The sequence below is a fragment of the Psychromonas sp. psych-6C06 genome (genome assembly GCF_002835465.1).
Taxonomy (GTDB): domain Bacteria; phylum Pseudomonadota; class Gammaproteobacteria; order Enterobacterales; family Psychromonadaceae; genus Psychromonas.
Map to the genome: position 1 here is coordinate 61,651 of NZ_PIZM01000012.1, position 17,438 is coordinate 79,088.

The 17,438-nt window shown below is 39.8% G+C and carries 18 protein-coding genes; 7 read left to right on the top strand and 11 right to left on the bottom strand.

What is annotated here, in order from left to right:
- Positions 1–80: 80 nt before the first annotated feature.
- The 5 genes from petA (at position 81) to CW745_RS14900 (ending at position 3,874) form a co-directional block, all read left to right on the top strand.
- On the top strand, positions 81–671 hold the full coding sequence (petA, locus tag CW745_RS14880; RefSeq protein WP_101109488.1) for a ubiquinol-cytochrome c reductase iron-sulfur subunit: 591 nt from the start codon (positions 81–83) through the stop codon (positions 669–671).
- The gene (locus tag CW745_RS14885; RefSeq protein WP_101109489.1) at positions 671–1,948 is read left to right on the top strand and encodes a cytochrome bc complex cytochrome b subunit; all 1,278 of its coding nucleotides are present in this window, start codon (positions 671–673) and stop codon (positions 1,946–1,948) included. The genes petA and CW745_RS14885 overlap by 1 nt, the downstream gene beginning before the upstream one ends.
- Positions 1,948–2,694: a cytochrome c1 gene (locus tag CW745_RS14890; RefSeq protein WP_101109490.1), complete on the top strand. Its 747-nt coding sequence runs from the start codon at positions 1,948–1,950 to the stop codon at positions 2,692–2,694. Before CW745_RS14885 ends, CW745_RS14890 begins: the two co-directional genes overlap by 1 nt.
- A 115-nt stretch (positions 2,695–2,809) precedes the next feature.
- Complete coding sequence (gene sspA, locus CW745_RS14895; protein ID WP_101109491.1) at positions 2,810–3,439, top strand: stringent starvation protein SspA; 630 nt, start codon at positions 2,810–2,812, stop codon at positions 3,437–3,439.
- 24 nt (positions 3,440–3,463) lie between these two features.
- Positions 3,464–3,874 (top strand): ClpXP protease specificity-enhancing factor, encoded by a 411-nt coding sequence (locus CW745_RS14900; protein WP_202973207.1) that lies wholly within the window; start codon positions 3,464–3,466, stop codon positions 3,872–3,874.
- 226 nt (positions 3,875–4,100) lie between these two features.
- Here the strand turns inward: CW745_RS14900 and CW745_RS14905 are convergent, their stop codons facing one another.
- From CW745_RS14905 to miaB, 9 genes are all read right to left on the bottom strand, one after another.
- On the bottom strand, positions 4,101–5,057 hold the full coding sequence (locus CW745_RS14905) for an alpha-L-glutamate ligase-like protein (RefSeq protein WP_101109493.1): 957 nt from the start codon (positions 5,055–5,057) through the stop codon (positions 4,101–4,103).
- A gap of 3 nt (positions 5,058–5,060) precedes the next feature.
- Positions 5,061–6,587 (bottom strand): inactive transglutaminase family protein, encoded by a 1,527-nt coding sequence (locus CW745_RS14910; RefSeq protein ID WP_101109494.1) that lies wholly within the window; start codon positions 6,585–6,587, stop codon positions 5,061–5,063.
- Positions 6,588–6,603: 16 nt separating this feature from the next.
- A complete protein-coding gene (locus CW745_RS14915) occupies positions 6,604–7,341 on the bottom strand; it encodes an ATP-dependent zinc protease (protein WP_101109495.1) in 738 nt (245 codons plus the stop codon).
- A gap of 120 nt (positions 7,342–7,461) precedes the next feature.
- A complete protein-coding gene (locus CW745_RS14920) occupies positions 7,462–8,841 on the bottom strand; it encodes an MATE family efflux transporter (RefSeq protein WP_101109496.1) in 1,380 nt (459 codons plus the stop codon).
- Between the two features lie 5 nt (positions 8,842–8,846).
- Positions 8,847–10,412 carry an apolipoprotein N-acyltransferase gene (gene lnt, locus CW745_RS14925; RefSeq protein WP_101109497.1) on the bottom strand — a complete coding sequence of 522 codons (1,566 nt, stop codon included), beginning with the start codon at positions 10,410–10,412 and terminating at the stop codon, positions 8,847–8,849.
- Entirely contained in the window at positions 10,402–11,265 is an 864-nt protein-coding gene (gene corC / locus CW745_RS14930) for a CNNM family magnesium/cobalt transport protein CorC (RefSeq protein WP_101109498.1), read from the bottom strand. Before corC ends, lnt begins: the two co-directional genes overlap by 11 nt.
- 9 nt (positions 11,266–11,274) lie before the next feature.
- Positions 11,275–11,748, bottom strand: coding sequence for an rRNA maturation RNase YbeY (gene ybeY, locus CW745_RS14935; RefSeq protein ID WP_101109499.1), 474 nt, complete (start codon positions 11,746–11,748; stop codon positions 11,275–11,277).
- Positions 11,748–12,770, bottom strand: a complete 1,023-nt coding sequence (locus tag CW745_RS14940; protein WP_101109500.1) for a PhoH family protein — start codon at positions 12,768–12,770, stop codon at positions 11,748–11,750. The genes ybeY and CW745_RS14940 overlap by 1 nt, the downstream gene beginning before the upstream one ends.
- A 12-nt stretch (positions 12,771–12,782) precedes the next feature.
- Entirely contained in the window at positions 12,783–14,204 is a 1,422-nt protein-coding gene (gene miaB, locus CW745_RS14945) for a tRNA (N6-isopentenyl adenosine(37)-C2)-methylthiotransferase MiaB (protein ID WP_101109513.1), read from the bottom strand.
- 185 nt (positions 14,205–14,389) lie between these two features.
- On the opposite strand from miaB, the gene CW745_RS14950 reads away from it, so the two are divergent.
- Positions 14,390–15,547, top strand: coding sequence for an FAD-dependent monooxygenase (locus CW745_RS14950; RefSeq protein WP_101109501.1), 1,158 nt, complete (start codon positions 14,390–14,392; stop codon positions 15,545–15,547).
- Between the two features lie 83 nt (positions 15,548–15,630).
- Here CW745_RS14950 and CW745_RS16730 read toward each other — a convergent pair whose 3' ends face one another.
- Positions 15,631–15,798: a hypothetical protein gene (locus tag CW745_RS16730; protein WP_193755626.1), complete on the bottom strand. Its 168-nt coding sequence runs from the start codon at positions 15,796–15,798 to the stop codon at positions 15,631–15,633.
- 286 nt (positions 15,799–16,084) lie between these two features.
- On the opposite strand from CW745_RS16730, the gene CW745_RS14955 reads away from it, so the two are divergent.
- Complete coding sequence (locus tag CW745_RS14955) at positions 16,085–16,729, top strand: alpha/beta family hydrolase (RefSeq protein WP_101109502.1); 645 nt, start codon at positions 16,085–16,087, stop codon at positions 16,727–16,729.
- A 322-nt stretch (positions 16,730–17,051) separates the two neighbouring features.
- Here the strand turns inward: CW745_RS14955 and CW745_RS14960 are convergent, their stop codons facing one another.
- A complete protein-coding gene (locus tag CW745_RS14960; RefSeq protein ID WP_153069770.1) occupies positions 17,052–17,342 on the bottom strand; it encodes a hypothetical protein in 291 nt (96 codons plus the stop codon).
- Between the last annotated feature and the right edge of the window lie 96 nt (positions 17,343–17,438).

Genomic DNA, 17,438 nt, shown 5'->3' on the forward strand with positions numbered 1-17,438 from the left:
TGGATTGATTATTAGGGGGTCGTACTTCACAGTTTTATGTTTAATGGGTTACTTTGGTAACTCCCAATGGAGATGGTTAAATGAGCAATGCGCCTGATAATTCTGGTCGCCGCAAGTTTCTGACACTAACAACGGGTGTTGTTGGTGCGGTTGGAGCTGCTGCTGTTGCAGTTCCTTTCGTGAAATCTTGGAGTCCTAGTGAAAAAGCAAAAGCGGCTGGAGCCCCTGTTGCAGTTGATATTAGTAAGATTCAACCTGGTCAGCTAATTCGTGTTGAGTGGCGTGGTAAACCAGTTTGGGTTGTTTCACGTAGTCAAAAAGTACTGGATGAATTAGCCTCACTAGATAGCATGTTGCGTGATCCTGCCTCAGAACAGGCACAACAGCCTGAATATGCAACAAATCCACTCCGTTCTCTAAAATCTGAAATATTCGTTGCAGTGGGTATTTGTACGCATTTAGGTTGTTCTCCAACATATTTACCCGATTCATTCTCTGAGCAAGTTGAAGGGGTTGAATCAGGTTTCTTCTGTCCATGTCATGGTTCAAAATTTGATATGGCTGGGCGCGTTTTTCAAAACGTACCTGCACCACTTAACTTAGTTATTCCTCCACATCATTATGTGAGCGATACAGAACTTCTTATTGGCCTAGACAAGGGAGATGCCTAATGCTTAAGAAATTAGTATTAGACGGTATTGACTGGGTAGATGCACGTATTCCAATGACTGAAACTTGGAATAAACATCTAGCACAATACCCGACGCCAGTTAACTTCAACTTTTGGTACTTTTTTGGTTCATTAGCAATGTTAGTGCTTGTTAATCAAATTTTAACTGGTATCTGGTTGACCATGCACTACAACCCATCAGCAGAGGGCGCATTTGCGTCAATTGAGTACATCATGCGTGATGTGCCTTATGGTTGGTTATTACGTTATATGCACTCGACTGGCGCATCTGCGTTCTTCGTGGTGATTTACCTGCATATGTTCCGTGGTTTAATCTATGGTTCATACCAGAAGCCACGTGAGCTTATCTGGGTGTTTGGTATGCTTATCTTCTTAGTGTTGATGGCTGAAGCATTCATGGGTTACCTATTACCTTGGGGACAAATGTCTTTCTGGGGAGCACAGGTAATCATTTCACTGTTTGGCGCAATTCCAATTATTGGTGATGATTTAACGCTTTGGATCCGTGGTGATTACGTTATTTCTGGCGCAACACTTAACCGATTCTTTGCATTACACGTTGTTGCTTTACCACTGGCATTAGTTGGTTTGGTGTTCTTACACATTATCGCACTACATGAAGTGGGTTCAAATAACCCTGATGGTGTTGAAATCAAGCGTAAGAAAGGCTCTGCAACAGAAGAGGAGAAAGGTAAATTTACTTTCCATAAACAATACAGCGGTAAAAAAGATATTGTTGATGCGGTCCCATTCCATCCTTACTTTACTGTAAAAGATATTATGGGTGTGTCGTTCTTCCTGTTCTTCTTTGCAGCGGTGATTTTCTTTATTCCAGAGGGGGGCGGTTATTTCCTTGAGCCACCTAACTTTGAAGCTGCGAACGGTTTGAAAACACCAGATCATATTGCCCCAGTTTGGTATTACACACCGTATTATGCAATTTTACGTGCTATACCGGATAAGTTAATTGGTGTTGTATTCTTTGGTGGTTCAATTGCTATCTTATTCCTACTACCTTGGATTGACCGTTGTAAAGTGAAGTCTATTCGTTACCGTAGCTTGGCTCATAAAATCAATGTGACGCAGTTTATTATCTGTTTCATCATTCTTGGTGTATTAGGTGCGCTTCCAGCTACACCGCTTTACACTATCATTGCGCAAATTACATCAGTCGGATACTTTAGCTTCTTCATTGCACTCTTTATTTATAGTAAAAATGAAAAAACTAAGCCATTACCAACGAGGTTGACACACTAATGAAAAAATTAATGATCGCCTTAGTGGCAGTGTTTTCTATGCTACCGACGCTTGTTTTAGCTGCGGGGCCTAGCGTGCCACTTGATAAGGCAAATTACGATTTAGCAGATAAAGCGTCATTACAAAGTGGTGCAAAGCTGTTTATGAATTACTGTTTAGCATGTCACTCTACCGGTTACCAACGCTATGGGCGTGTTGCATCAGATCTTGATATTCCAGAGCATTTGATGAAAGAGAATCTTATTTTTACTGATAGTAAAATAGGTGACCTAATGCACAATAGCATGGACAAAAAAGAAGCGGGTCAATGGTTTGGTGCTCCACCACCAGACTTAACACTGGTAGCACGTGTTCGTGGTGCAGACTGGCTGTACACTTACTTACGCTCTTTTTATGTTGATCCATCTCGTCCATTTGGTGTGAACAATACGGTATTCCCAGAAGTGGGCATGCCACACGTATTAGAAGAGTTACAAGGTATCTCAACGCCTACATTTGAAATCACCACTGATGCAAATGGTGTAGAGCATAAGAAGGTCGTTTCATTAACAAGTGATGAATCTGGTGAGATGTCATCGGATGAGTATGACCGAGCGGTACTTGATCTGGTAAACTTCTTAGTATATGCCGGTGAACCAAATAAATTAGAACGTCAAAGCTTAGGGATTTGGGTATTAGCTTTCCTATTTGTTCTATTTATTGTTAGCTACTTATTGAAGAAAGAGTACTGGCGCGATATTCATTAATCGTCGTTAGTTACTTAATTTAGTTGATAGGCAATGGTGATTTTTTCGCCATTGCCTTTTCTGTTTTTTAAAGAAATATAATTATTATTAATATTCATAATATTAGGGGATAACCATGGCAGTAGCCGCAAATAAACGTTCTGTAATGACACTTTTTTCAGGTGTTTCAGATTTATATAGCCATCAAACTCGTATTGTTTTAGCTGAAAAGGGCGTTAACGTAGAAATCACCTATATCGATGATGAAAATCCATCTGAAGAACTAGCTGAATTAACACCAAATAGCGAAGTGCCGACACTGGTTGATCGTGAATTAGTATTATATAACTCTCGTATTATTATGGAGTACCTAGATGAGCGCTTTCCTCATCCACCATTAATGCCCGTGTATCCTGTTGAGCGCGCTAAAAGCCGTTTATTAATGCAACGTATCGAAACAGAGTGGTACCCACTTGTAGCTATCGTCATGTCAAATGATGAAGCCAAAGCATCACAAGCACGTGTTACATTACGCAATAAGATTTTAGAAGTTGCTCCTATTTTTGACCATTTTGCTTACTTCATGTCTGAAGAGTTTACGCTAGTTGATTGTTACATGGCGCCTCTTCTATGGCGTTTACCTGAACTAGGTATTGATTTAGGTATGGACCACTTAGGCATTAAGAGCTACATGGTAAAAGTGTTTGAACGTGAGTCTTTCCAAGCTTCAATGACCGAAGCTGAGCGTGAAATCCGCGTCGGGTAATAACGGAGAATAGTAATGAATAGCATGTTAGTGCAACGACCTTATCTTCTTACTGCTTTTTACAATTGGATTGTAGACAGTGAGTGTACGCCTCATATTATTGTGGATGCCACACAGTCTGGTGTTGAAGTGCCTGAGCAGTTTGTTGAAGACGGAAAAATCGTGTTAAACATTGCACCGAGATCGGTTATGCAGTTTTCAATGGATGATGATGCCGTTGCGTTTAATGCGCGATTCTCTGGTCAACCTATGCAAGTTTATGTGCCTTTATACGCAATTGAAGGTATATATGCGCGTGAAAATGGTGCTGGTACTATGTTTCCTGAAGAGCTTGCTTATAAAGCATTAGAGGAAACGACTGCGCCAATTAAAGCTGAAGTAACGCAAATGCCTTCTCCTAATACGAATAGGGCTGGCTTAAAGTTGGTTAAGTAGCATTTTATTAGCGAATAAAAAAGCCCCGTTTATGGCAACATAAACGTGGCTTTTTTGTTTTAATGTTTGTTAGTGCTTTATTACCAAATGAAGTAAATCGTTGAGCGACTTTACTGGTTAAAATAACTTATCTTTTAGTTAAATATTTCCTAATGCTAGCATCCATTTACGTAAAATTTCGACTTGAGTTAAGTCATTGCTCGAGCGCCAAGCTTAGATCATATACTTAATTCGACTGGTCTGAGAAGTGCTTTTTGCAAAACTCAATACGTTCTTCAACACTCATACCATGGTCATTGCCTAGGCTTTCAATAAGTTTAAGGCGTGGTAAAATTCCTTGGCCATTGGCAATTTGAATAGCTAAACCTGGACGTGCATTTAGCTCTAACAGCATTGGCCCTAGATCGCGGTCTAATACCATGTCTGTTCCTAAATAGCCCATGCCTGACATTTCATAACAACTTGAAGCAAGATAGATTAAACGTTCCCATCTAGGGACTTCTAACAAAGCGAGCTCTTTATTTGTATCGGGATGAAATTTAACGGGTTTATCGAATTGTACTGCATTGATTGCCTTACCAGAGGTAATATCGATTCCGACTCCAACTGCCCCTTGGTGAAGGTTTGCTTTACCATCTGATGCGGCAGTAGATAAGCGCATCATTGCCATCACAGGGAAACCTTTAAATACGATAACACGTACGTCTGGTACTCCTTCGAAACTAAAGCCATCAAAAGCATCATCAAATTGAATTAAGCCTTCTACAACAGCAACATCTGCACTTCCGCCAAGACTAAATAGACCGGCAAGAATGTCAGTCACATGGCGTTTTATTTCAGCTAGACTCTCTTCATCCCCGTTGGGTTTATAGTATCGACCGTTTTCTACTTTGGTGATTACCAAGATCCCCTTACCACCGCTACCTTTAGCTGGCTTTATCACAAAACCAGGAGTGTCTTTGATATAGGTTTCAACTTGTTCAACTTCAGCCTGCATAGAGATAACACCGAGTAGCGCAGGCGTAGTGACGTTTGCTTCTCGAGCGATGATTTTGGTTTTTAACTTGTTATCAACCAATGGGTAGAGTTTACGCGGGTTATAGCGACCAATATAGCCACTATTACGCTGATTCATCCCCATGATGCCTTTGCTTTTTAACTTAAAAGGGCTAGAAAAAAACATAGTTTATTCCTTATCCGCCAGAGGTTTAAAACGGCGTAACTCTAATAAACGGTACCCTGTGTAGCTACCTAGTAATAGTACTAATGACATCACTACAAACTGTAAGCCGATAAAGTTAAACATCAGATGACGTGTTACATCGTTGCTCATGACAAAATAAGCAAGCACGGCAACTAATAAACTACCACCACCTTGTGTCATTACTTCTTTCGCGCCTTCTTCTTCCCACAATACTGACATACGCTCGATAGTCCAAGAAAGGATAATCATTGGGAAGAAGGTGATTTTTAGTCCTTCTGTCAAACCCAGTTTGTAAGAAAGAACACCAAATAGGGCAATCAGCAGAATAACCATGATAATCACCGTGGATATTCGTGAGACCAGTAGCAGGTTGAGGTGCGAAAGGTACGAACGGATAAATAAGCCAACTGCTACAAGTAGAATAAAGCCAACTAAACCGGTTACCAGGCTTGTTTGAATAAAGGCCATTGCAATTAACACAGGCATAAAAGTACCTGAGGTTTTTAAACCTACTAAAACACGCATCATTACAACAATCAACACCCCTAATGGAATCATTAGGATCCCTTTGAACAATGACTGATCTTCTACGGGTAAACTATGAATTGAGAAGTTAAACAGGTGCTCATTTTCAGATTTTTGTAATAGTGCTGAAAGTGCGGGTTGTTCCTGTTGTATCATTGAGAAACTAACCTTGGAGTCGCTACCGCCTGTTAGCTCTAATAAAGCTTTACCGCTTTGATCCCAGAGTAAAAGGTTATCACGGTTAACCGTGCCCAGTGAATTAGCATCAAATAACTTAGAAGTTATTACGCCGTCTTTTTCTTGAAATACTTCAACTAACGGTGTTAAGTGCTGACGACGACGACCATCTTCTAGAACGAGCGCACCAACTTTTTTAGTCGGTATTTTAGCTTCGTTTAATAGTGCAATAAGTAGATCAGTCTTACTTACCTTGTTAGTTAAAATCAGCGCGACGTTTTGATTAGCGACTTCTGCATTAAGCTGTTTTAATACTTCTCGCGTAAAACTAAAGCTATCAGCACTGGTTTTTAATGCTGCTTTAATAATAGCTGAGCCTGCCGAAGCATTAGATGCTTCATACTCTTTTTCAAAAAGCTCTGGCATTTCCAGAATTCCTTGATCTAAGCTTTTAGGGTCTTCAAGTACTTGAATATTATAGTAAAGTGTCTGTTTTCCCTTCGCTTCACGTATTGTCCACTCCGCTTTATTGGTCTCGCCGTCATCAATGAATGAAAGTCCGTAACCAGGAGAAGCTGCATTTTGGCTTATTTTAGTAAAACCTGCTTGTCTTTCTGGGGTAGTGAGTGAAGCAAGCACAGGGCCTTCATTAGCATTAAAATCAATTTTTGCATCTATATTCCAGATAATACGTGTTTCCCCTGGCATCCACGGAATATCTAATGCCATATGGCGTTGTACTGTTTGAAATATACCCAGAGACATTAAGCCTGCTACAAGTACAAAGAAAAAAGAGCGTGCGTTCATAATAAATCCCTAATAATTATTTTTTAGCTGGCGCTTGGTATTTTGGAAAAATATATTCTTTACTGACATCAACTAGTACAACATCCTGCATGAAAGTGCGCCCAATTAAGACAGGGTATTCCATGTGTAAACGGTCAGTAAGTGTGAACTCAGTTAAGTGTGCTACATCGCCAATTCGAACGTGTAACTGTATAACTGGGCGCTCGGTTTCTTCACCTGGTTTGCTTGATTGCACGATTTTTGCGATACGAATGATTTTTGCTTCAATCATCTGTGCTTTCTTACCTTCTTTATGCGTTAAGTTAAAGCGTACCCACTTTTCACCATCACGCTCAAAGCGTTCTATATCAACAGCATTGATTGATGATGTTGCAGCACCTGTATCAATTCGGCCTTTAAAGTTATCTTTGACTTTCGATACGTAAACCCATTCTGCTTGCCCCAGAATAGTTTTGTCATTCGCATGTGTCACTTTCGTTACTGATGTCGTCTTTTCTGCAGTGGTTTTCTTAGCAGATTGTTTACTTTCTTTTAGTGCTAATGTTAATGAGTCTACTTTTTCTTGACTTGCAACGAGTGTTGCGTTGACAGCTTTAAGCTCTTCCTGGGTTTGCTGTGTTAAAGTCTGTGCTTCACTAAGTGTGTTTTCTAGTTGAGATATCTGAGCCTGTTGCTCGGTATTTGCAGTGCTTGCACAGCCTGTCATTGCAATAGCTGTAAAGGCGGATAATAGTGTTTTTTTATTGAAAAACATGGGTGTCCTTAACTTAATGAAATAGAAAATGAAAATAATGTTAGCAGTTTGTTGGTTAAATAACAGTGCCAATATTGGTGTTTTTATAAATATAGCGATTAAATGTTGATATTTTCTATGCTATTTATGATCATGACCTAGCATGTTCCTTAACCAATGCTTTTTATGCACTCGGTGAATGACTAATAACACCTTAATAAGCTCTTCGGATAGCATGACAATATAGGCTTCAACTAATGAAAAATGATAATACTTCACGGCAATAAATGTTAGTGGTATGCCAACACACCACATGCAAAATATATCAACGAATGTACTGTAATTAATATCTCCACCACTGCGTAATACGCCAATAATGCCAATAAAGTTGATCACACGAATAAATAGTACGAGAGCTAAAACTAGTAAAACCTGAGAGGCACTGGTCATTGCCTCTAAAGATAAACTGGGAAACAGCGATAAAATTGGCTCGCGAAATATAATAATAAATGGTGCTATGATAAATGCCAAAATAGGTACAAAAAGAATAAAAGTCCAAGCCTCTTGCCATGCCTGGGCAAAGGCTTTAGCACCAAGTTGATGGCCTATCATTGTTCCACTTGCAATGGCGATGCCGATAAACAAAGCAAATATCGTTTGTTCTATCGTTGATACCATGCTCATCACCGCGAGCTCTTGCACACCAATCATTGCGAATATAAGTGTGTAAACTAATACGCCAAGTGCCCAGCCACTGTCATGGAGCACCATTGGTAATGCTAATTTGGTGTAGCGTTTTATCTCAAAAAGAGTAAGTGCTTGCTTCACCTCTTCTATTTTAGCAATAATGAAAGGCCGTTTTTTAACGACAAAAATGAGCATCAACAGCATTTGTGCCAAGCGTGCTAATACTGTTCCCCATGCACTTCCTGCTACACCCATTTCAGGAAAACCTAAATGGCCAAAAATAAAGATGTAATTAAGTAGCGCATTTAAAGGTAAAACTAAAAAGCTGATATTCATCGCTGTTTTTGTATCACCTGCCGAACGAAGGGCTGTTTCTAAAGGTAATACAACGGCTGTAAATATAAAGCTGTAGGCTGTTATCACTAAATAATCGTTGGATAAACTGAGTAAGGTTGCATCCTCGCTTGCTAAGCCTGTGACGGTTTGTGGTGACAGTGTATATAGGAGAATAAAGGGGATTACGCTGATAATACTAAACAGTAATGATACGACTAGACTTCTGCGAAGCCCTGAAAGATCCTCTGCGCCATAATATTGTGCCGCTAGTACACCTCCAGCATGGCTAATACCTACCATCATTAATAAGTTAAAGAAGAAAATTTTATTGCCTAAACCAACGGCTGCAATTTCACTTTCACCCAGTTGGCTAACCATTAAAATATCAACCAAGCCCAAAAATGAATACAGTAAAGATTGAAAGGTGATTGGTAGCGCTAGTTTCCAGAGTTTATGCTGAAAATCAGGGGCGCGAAAGGTCGCTAGCTTGTTCTTCATGAGGGCTATTTTACTCGCTTATAATGGTATAGAAATATCCCTATTAGCATGAAAAAACAGTATAAATAAAGTGGAATAGAGCCCGCACGCTGATAGGGTGTCAAGCCTAATGCGGGTTGTACCTGTTGGCGTAATACGCCCTCTTTATTTGAAGGTAGGCGTCCTAGCTCATTACCTTGATCATCATAAATTGCAGTGATGCCGTTATTGGTACTACGTAAAATTGGTCTTGCAAATTCAATGGCGCGCATTCTTGCTATTTCTAGATGTTGATCTGGTCCAATAGAGCTACCAAACCATGCGTCGTTGCTTAGAGTTAATAGCATGCCGGTATTTTCTAATACGTTGTTGCGCAGTAACTCAGGAAATGCAACTTCATAACAAAGTGCTGGGGCTAATTTTACAGAGTTTGTCTGAAGATTCTGCTGTATTTCATTACCACGCTGAAAACTTGACATTGGTAGGTTGAAATAGGGAGCCAGTGGTCTTAAAAATGTTTCGAAAGGAACAAATTCTCCGATAGGCAATAGCTGATGTTTACGGTATCGATTGCTGCTTTTTTGCGAATAATCGGCACCAATTGGTAATTTTCCAAGCATAATGATGCCGTTATAATACCTATCTTGATTAATATCGTATTCAATTATACCGGTCATCAAGGTTTTACCTTTCATAGACAGTTCTTTAGAAAGGGGTTGTAAAAAGCGCTGCATATCAATTTCCAGTGCTGCAACAGCGGACTCTGGCCAAATGACGAGTTCATTTTCACGATCGCTATTATCGCCAGCCTCGCTTAAATCTAAATATTTAAAGAGAGAAGGGTAGAGTTGGCTTTTTTCCCATTTTTCATTTTGATCGATATTACCCTGCACTAATGCGACCTTAATAGCGGGTTGTAAATCAGTGTATTTTACCTTCTGGAGAAAATAGCCACTGATAACCAAGCTACTGATTAATAAAAGGCTTAGTTTTATATGTTGTTTTTGTATAAGTAGCATCATCGCCGCACAAATAAGGAGGATTGCTAATGTGATCCCCTGTACACCTAAAATGGGCGCGAAACCGACTAAAGGCGTATCAGCATGGCTATAACCTAAATAAACCCAAGGAAATCCAGTTAAAAACCAGCCTCTAAACCAATCCATTAATAACCAAAAAACAGGTAAGATGATTAAATAACGTTGCGCCTTGGAGAGAAAGCGTAAGCGTAATGATGCCCACAGTGCTGTTGAGGGAAAAATAGCAAGATATGCGCAAAGTAGAGCGATTAAAAATACGCTAACAATGGTGGGCATACCACCAAAGAGCGCCATGCTGACGTAAACCCAATGGATCGTAGCAATGAACATACTCAGGTTGAAAATAAAGCTAACTAAGAAAAAAGACTTAGTTGTTTTTTCAACCTGCTGTAAAAGAAAGAATAAACCAATGAATGAGGGGTAGAGGGTCCACCAATACTCAAAGGGAGCGAAAGCAAAGACTTGTAAAGCGCCTAAAGCAATAGCAAAAAAAAGTTGCCCTGCTAATGTTTGGCTTAATTTATCAATGCCATTGATTACACTACTCTTCAATATTTTTTAACTCTTTTGGTATACGAACCTGTAATTGTACTAAACGACGATTATCTGCGTTCATCACTTTATATTTATAACCGCTGATTGTGATGCTTTCACCGCGACCTGGCAGGTGCCCTAAACGGTGGGTGATCAAACCACCAATAGTATCTTGGTTTTCAATGTCATAGGTCGTACCAAAGTAGTTATTAAAATCATCTACCGTGGTCAGCGCGTTAACGGTATAGGTGCGCTTACCAATCTTTCTGATTTCATCAACATCAATATCATCAAACTCATCGTCAATTTCACCAACTATTACTTCCAGAATATCTTCAATGGTCACTAATCCAGATACACCACCATATTCATCTACCACAATGGCCATGTGATAACGCTGACTCCGAAACTCTTTAAGTAATGTATCTAAACGCTTACTTTCAGGTACAACTACTGCTTTACGTAACACATCTTCAATTTTAAATGAATCAGGATCGCCACTGAATCCATATTGAATTAAGTCTTTAGCTAATAGCAAACCAACAATATGATCTTTATCTTCAGTGATTACTGGGAATCTGGAGTGTGCTGATTCGATAAGGATAGGTAAAAACTCTTCAACGCTTTGTTGCAACCCGAGTGTTACCATTTGCGAACGAGGGATCATGATATCGCGAACGCGCAAGTTCGAGACATCTAATACACCTTTTATCATCTCTTTGGTTTTTTGATCTATTAAATCGCGTTTTTTAGCGCCATTGATGAGATCTAATAATTCTGTTTGGTTTTTTGGCTCTGCTTGAAATAAATTGCCAATTTTATCGAGCAAACCAGTTTTGGCCTGCTCGTTGGTAGAATGTTCTTCTGACATTACTGTTTTTTACTCTTGTTCGTTATAAGGAGCAGGAAAACCAAGCTGGAGAACTAATTTAGTCTCGAGGCTCTCCATTTCTACTGCATCTTCTTCGATAATATGGTCGTAGCCAAGGAGGTGCAAGGTACCATGAATTAGCATATGTGCCCAATGGGCATTTAAACTTTTATTTTGTTCCATTGCTTCTTTTTCAACCACCTGCTTACAGATTACCAGATCACCTAATAGAGGTAATGTGATCCCCGGCGGATTTTGAAAAGGAAATGAGAGCACATTTGTTGGTTTATACTTAGCTCGGAAGTCACCATTAAGTTGCTGGCTTTCTTCGCTATCTACAATACGAACAGTAAGCTCCGCTTCTTTTCTGGTTTTTGAAGAGCCTGCATCAATAGCAATACAAACCCACTGTTCAATTAACGTTAATGAAGGTAAATCAGCCTGATTTTCGCTGGCTATTTGTAAATCAACAAACAGTTCCATTATACGTTTTCCGACTCTATTTCCATTTTCCTGTCAAAGGCCTCGTATGCCTTAACAATACGAGCAACGACCGGATGACGAACAACATCATCGGCGGTAAAGAAACTAAAGCTTATCTCTTCAACATCGTTTAATACTTCAATAACATGGCGAAGGCCTGACTTTTGGTGGCGCGGTAGATCAATTTGAGTGATATCACCGGTGATCACTGCGGTCGAATTAAAGCCGATACGTGTTAAAAACATTTTCATCTGTTCAACAGTAGTATTTTGGCTTTCATCTAATATGACAAAGGCATCATTAAGTGTACGGCCGCGCATATAAGCAAGTGGTGCAATTTCGATGACATTTTTCTCGATCAGTTTTTCGACTTTTTCAAAGCCTAACATCTCAAACAGTGCATCATATAGAGGACGCAGATAAGGATCGACTTTTTGTGATAAATCCCCTGGAAGAAAACCTAACTTTTCACCCGCTTCAACGGCAGGGCGTGTTAACAGTATTCTACGTACCTCTTGTCGCTCTAGGGCCTCTACGGCGCAAGCAACGGCAAGGTAGGTTTTACCTGTCCCAGCTGGCCCAATGCCAAAGCTAATATCATTAGTTAAGATATTGCTCACATACTGGCTCTGATTTTCACCACGCGGTTTGATAACACCACGCTTGGTTTTAATGGTTAAGCTCTGCGTACCCGTTTTAGCTTCTGCTAAACGAATTTCAAGTAAACGATGGTTAGCAATGAGATCTTGTAGGGCAAGGTGTACATCACCATCAGTCAATGTTGGTGTTTTACCCTTTACAGTCTGTGTTTCGATATACAACTCTTTTAATAGATCACTACAAGCCTGTGCATAACGATGCTCGCCAATAATCTGAAAATGAGCATCTTTGTAAACTATTTCAAGCCCTAAACGGCGTTCAATCTGTTTAATATTGTCATCAAAAGGGCCACATAGTACCGCTAAACGATCACTATCCTGTGGGACTAAATCTAGATGTACTGTCGTTAATTGTGTTGTCAACGTGATTAAACCTTATGCTTGTGTATAGGTGTGAACACCTAAGTCTGCTGTTTTTTTGTTTACGATATCGCTCGGGCGGATAGATTCACGTAGGTTCATCTCTGCTTCGCCACGGATAAACTTACCACGAATCGAGTTTTTATGAACCTCTGTTATTTCAACATCCACGAAACCGCCAATTGAGCGATGATCGCCTTCGAAGTTAACAATACGGTTGTTCTCAGTTCGGCCACAAAGCTCCATGATATTTTTACGTGATGGGCCTTCCACTAAAATTCGCTGCACTGATCCGACCATGCGGCGACCAATTTGTTGTGCATGTTGCGTAATTCTATCTTGTAAAATAGCTAAACGCTGTTTTTTTGTATCTAGCGAAACATCATCTGGCATATCCGCGGCTGGAGTGCCTGGACGCTGACTGTAAACAAAGCTATAACTGGTATCAAACCCAATCTCGTTGATGAGATCCATGGTACGTTCAAAATCTTCATCGGTTTCATTAGGAAAACCAACAATAAAGTCAGAGCTTAGGGTTAAAGCAGGGCGAACTGCTTTTAATGCAGCGATCTTTTCTCTGTATTGAGCAACGGTATGACCACGTTTCATCAAGCTTAAAATACGATCAGATCCAGCTTGTACTGGCAGATGTAAAAAGTCGACTAATTCTGGCGTATCACGGTACACATCGATGATATCTTCATCAAAGTCGATCGGGTTACTGGTGGTGTAACGTAAGCGATCAATGCCATCAATCGAAGCGACATAGCGCAATAATTCAGAAAAACTACAGGTATGTCCATCGTGGGTTGCACCAATGTAGGAGTTTACATTTTGACCTAACAGATTGATTTCACGTACACCTTGCTCTGCAAGTTGTGCCACTTCTAATAAAATATCATCAAGTGGGCGGCTAACTTCTTCACCACGCGTGTAGGGAACCACACAGAACGTACAGTATTTAGAACAGCCTTCCATGATAGAAACAAAGGCGGTTGCACCTTCCGCTTTAGGCTCAGGTAACGCGTCGAATTTTTCAATTTCAGGGAAACTAACATCAACAACTGAGCCTTCCTCTGATTGCACCTGTTTAATCATTTCTGGTAAACGGTGTAATGTTTGTGGGCCAAAAACGATATCGACATAGGGGGCACGTCGACGTATTGCATCACCTTCCTGTGAGGCTACACAACCTCCGACACCAATTACAAGGTTAGGGTTGATCTCTTTTAACTGTTTCCAGCGACCTAGCTGATGAAAAACCTTCTCTTGGGCTTTTTCGCGAATTGAGCAGGTATTTAGTAAAATTACGTCTGCATCTTCTGCGTTTTCAACGGCGATATAACCATTACTTGAATTTAATAGATCTGCCATTTTTGATGAATCGTACTCATTCATCTGACAACCCCAAGTTTTGACGTGTAATTTTAAACTCATAATCTGTAACTCATCTGTAGTGCAAATACCGCTGAATGTTATACCGCAAACGGCAATAACTGGGTATATAAATAAAAGAGCGCACATTTTACGCAGATCACAGCTAACTTGCTACTTTTTGTTTGCGCTTCAATTATGCGCATAATTGAGTACAATCGTGATATAAAAAATAAAAGGATAATAGGATGCAAAACAGAGAGATAATTGTCGTTGGTGGAGGCATGGTTGGGGCGTTAACCGCTTTACTGCTGGCACAGCAAGGTTTTGTGATCCATCTTATTGAAAAAAGCCCCGTTCAGGTACCCGATGAAGATTCTCCTTTTGATCTGCGCGTGTCAGCCTTTAGCGCACAAAGCCAAAACCTGTTGGCGCAAACTGGCGTATGGAAAAACCTTCCTGAAAATCGTTTATGTGCCTATCAAGGTTTACAAACTTGGGAGGCGGGCAGCCATAAATTGATATTTGATAGCACAGAGCTTGGTATGGATTCTCTGGGATACATTGCCGAGAATAGGTGGATTCAGGCCGTTTTATGGCAAGCTTTAAAAGAGTTAGATAACGTCATTTTTTATAACAATTGCGCATTGCTTGCAATACATAACCACTCTGACTCGGTCAGCGCTGTGTTGGATAATCAGCAACAGATAAATGCTGAATTGTTGGTGGCCTGTGATGGTGCAAATTCCGCATGTCGCGCCATGATGAATATTGGCGTCAGTGCATGGGGTTATCGACAGCAGTGTATGCTTATCAATCTCAAAACAGATTGTGAGCAACAAAATATCACTTGGCAGGAGTTTCGTGAAACGGGCCCCTGTGCTTTTTTACCCTTAGCAGAAAACAATGCTAGCTTGGTGTGGTACCACAGCCCTGAAAAGATTAAACAGCTAACGTCACTTAATAACCTGCAGCTTAAAAAGCAGATACAGTTACAATTTCCTAAGCTTAATTTTGATTTCGAAGTGGTTGATAAAGGGGCTTTTCCGTTAACCCGTCGCCATGCTCAGCAATATTCAAAGGGCAGAGTGGTGTTATTAGGTGACGCTGCTCATACCATTAATCCACTAGCAGGTCAGGGGGTGAATCTTGGTTTTAAAGATGTGCAATGTTTAGTTGAGTTATTGGTACATAGTAGTGATTTACCGATAGATAAATTATTACAGCGATATGCATTACAACGTAAACCACATAATTTATTGATGCAAAGTGCGATGGATCTTTTTTATGTAGGTAGTAAAAGTGAGCTTAGTATCGTACGTATGTTTAGAAAGGCAGTGTTGTTTGGTGCTCAAAATAGTGGGCAATTAAAAAATAGAGTTATGAAGTACGCGATGGGATTATAGGAAAAACGATTTAAAAGGATTGGGTCTTCGTGGGTTAACAATGAGATCGTAGCAAATCCTTTTGCAACTCATTATTATCATCATTATCGCAACTCGTGACGAAAGCTTGGTTGCTCATAATTAGAAACTTCACTAACGTCGGCTGTGACCATCATGTTAGTTGTTTGTACGGGTTTTAAAACAAATAACCCCAGTGTTATTGTAAGTACCATCGCCACCGTAAAATATTGTGTCATCACATATACATTCATTCTCTAAACCTCTCATTTGTTTTATTGATGTCAATGATAGGTCAGGTTTTAGTAAATATGAACTACCCGCAAGGGTAGTTTTGTAGTATGACAACTTGAATGGATACTTTTACGGTCAATATTTACTTTTTAAAGGGCAGATGAATTTATTTATATAGAGTAAGTGTCTGTTTAATAATTACTTTTGATTCAGGCGATGTAACCCGCTTTAGATCGCAAATATAATTATCAAATCACCAATAGATCCCGTTTTAACGATTTTAACAACATTGACAAAGGTATTTTCATGACTTTTATATCAAACGGCCCTGACGATGGGCCTCTTTTTCTATTTGCTCATGGTGCAGGTGCACCAAGTGACTCTAATTTCATGGAGCGTATTGCGATTGGATTGGCCGATAAAGGTATTTTAGTTATACGTTTTAATTTTGATTATATGCAACAACGTATCCAAACGGGTTCAAAAAGACCGCCTGAGCGTGCGCCTAAATTAATCAATCAATTTGAAACGATAATTAACCAGCTAACAGAAAAAAGTAATCGGCCGTTAGTGATTGGTGGTAAGTCGATGGGGGGACGTATGGCGAGTTTAGTCGCGTCAAAATACCAAGAAAATGGATTAATGGTAATTAAAGGCGTGGCTTGTTTAGGTTTCCCATTTCATCCCGCGGGGAAACCTCAAAAACTGCGCACTGAACATTTCGATTCCGTTAAATCACAGCAATTAATTATTCAAGGAACGCGTGATAAATTGGGCTCATTTGAAGAAGTGAAAGACTATCATTTGCCCGACGACATAAAATGGGCTTGGCTAGAGGATGGAGATCATGATTTTAAGCCAAGAGTAAAAAGTGGTTTTACACATGAGCAACATATAAATACAACGATTGAGCATTTAGCTGGGTTTATAAAGCAAACTCTATCGGTTTGATAATTTTTTATAGAGTTTCAATATTGATTAATAACTATTTTATATCTTTAGGGCTCGGTAATACGGTCCATGTAAACCCTGTTCTATTAATCCCCAAAAAACTCCGATAAATGCATCTCCCGCTCCGGTGATAGCCACTACTTCAACTTGTGGTGGTATCAATAATTTCTGGTAATTTTTAGTCTGTAAACGAGCGGGGTGTGGAGCATCACTGATAAGGTTTACCTTTACACCACAATCAAATAGCTTCCATTAGGCGCAGTTTGACTTGCTCAATATCTGGCCAGACCATCAACCTTAGGTTAACACCAAAGTTTCTTAACTATTGTAAATGTGCTAATTGCATTGCCTTTAAAGTGCATTCATAAATAGCTTGTATGCCAAGGTGTTTGAATTGAAAAATCCCAGCATCTACAAACTTCTCTTCATCTAAAGTTTCGCTTGGGTAATGTAAATTAGCGGTACTATGATGATTAAAACTAAAGGAACGACCACCGTGTAGAACAAGGAGTAGAAAGGCCATCACAGTCGAATGAACCGAGCGAATTAGGTATTGTGGCTTGACATGATGCAACTCTAAACAGTCTTTTTTGGTAGCATCGTGTGGCATCATATCCAATTTGTACAATTATTGCGCTATTAATTGCCAATTTTTGGCAAGCAACTCCGATGTTTGCTGGAGAACTGCCCGAAAATTTTGCATAAAGTG

Bases quoted from the DNA above. Each gene is read 5' to 3' on its own strand.
- petA (WP_101109488.1), top strand. From the start codon at position 81: ATGAGCAATGCGCCTGATAATTCTGGTCGCCGCAAGTTTCTGACACTA.
- CW745_RS14885 (WP_101109489.1), top strand. From the start codon at position 671: ATGCTTAAGAAATTAGTATTAGACGGTATTGACTGGGTAGATGCACGT.
- CW745_RS14890 (WP_101109490.1), top strand. From the start codon at position 1,948: ATGAAAAAATTAATGATCGCCTTAGTGGCAGTGTTTTCTATGCTACCG.
- sspA (WP_101109491.1), top strand. From the start codon at position 2,810: ATGGCAGTAGCCGCAAATAAACGTTCTGTAATGACACTTTTTTCAGGT.
- CW745_RS14900 (WP_202973207.1), top strand. From the start codon at position 3,464: ATGTTAGTGCAACGACCTTATCTTCTTACTGCTTTTTACAATTGGATT.
- CW745_RS14905 (WP_101109493.1), bottom strand. From the start codon at position 5,057: ATGTTTTTTTCTAGCCCTTTTAAGTTAAAAAGCAAAGGCATCATGGGG.
- CW745_RS14910 (WP_101109494.1), bottom strand. From the start codon at position 6,587: ATGAACGCACGCTCTTTTTTCTTTGTACTTGTAGCAGGCTTAATGTCT.
- CW745_RS14915 (WP_101109495.1), bottom strand. From the start codon at position 7,341: ATGTTTTTCAATAAAAAAACACTATTATCCGCCTTTACAGCTATTGCA.
- CW745_RS14920 (WP_101109496.1), bottom strand. From the start codon at position 8,841: ATGAAGAACAAGCTAGCGACCTTTCGCGCCCCTGATTTTCAGCATAAA.
- corC (WP_101109498.1), bottom strand. From the start codon at position 11,265: ATGTCAGAAGAACATTCTACCAACGAGCAGGCCAAAACTGGTTTGCTC.
- ybeY (WP_101109499.1), bottom strand. From the start codon at position 11,748: ATGGAACTGTTTGTTGATTTACAAATAGCCAGCGAAAATCAGGCTGAT.
- miaB (WP_101109513.1), bottom strand. From the start codon at position 14,204: ATGAGTTTAAAATTACACGTCAAAACTTGGGGTTGTCAGATGAATGAG.
- CW745_RS14950 (WP_101109501.1), top strand. From the start codon at position 14,390: ATGCAAAACAGAGAGATAATTGTCGTTGGTGGAGGCATGGTTGGGGCG.
- CW745_RS16730 (WP_193755626.1), bottom strand. From the start codon at position 15,798: ATGAATGTATATGTGATGACACAATATTTTACGGTGGCGATGGTACTT.
- CW745_RS14955 (WP_101109502.1), top strand. From the start codon at position 16,085: ATGACTTTTATATCAAACGGCCCTGACGATGGGCCTCTTTTTCTATTT.
- CW745_RS14960 (WP_153069770.1), bottom strand. From the start codon at position 17,342: ATGATGCCACACGATGCTACCAAAAAAGACTGTTTAGAGTTGCATCAT.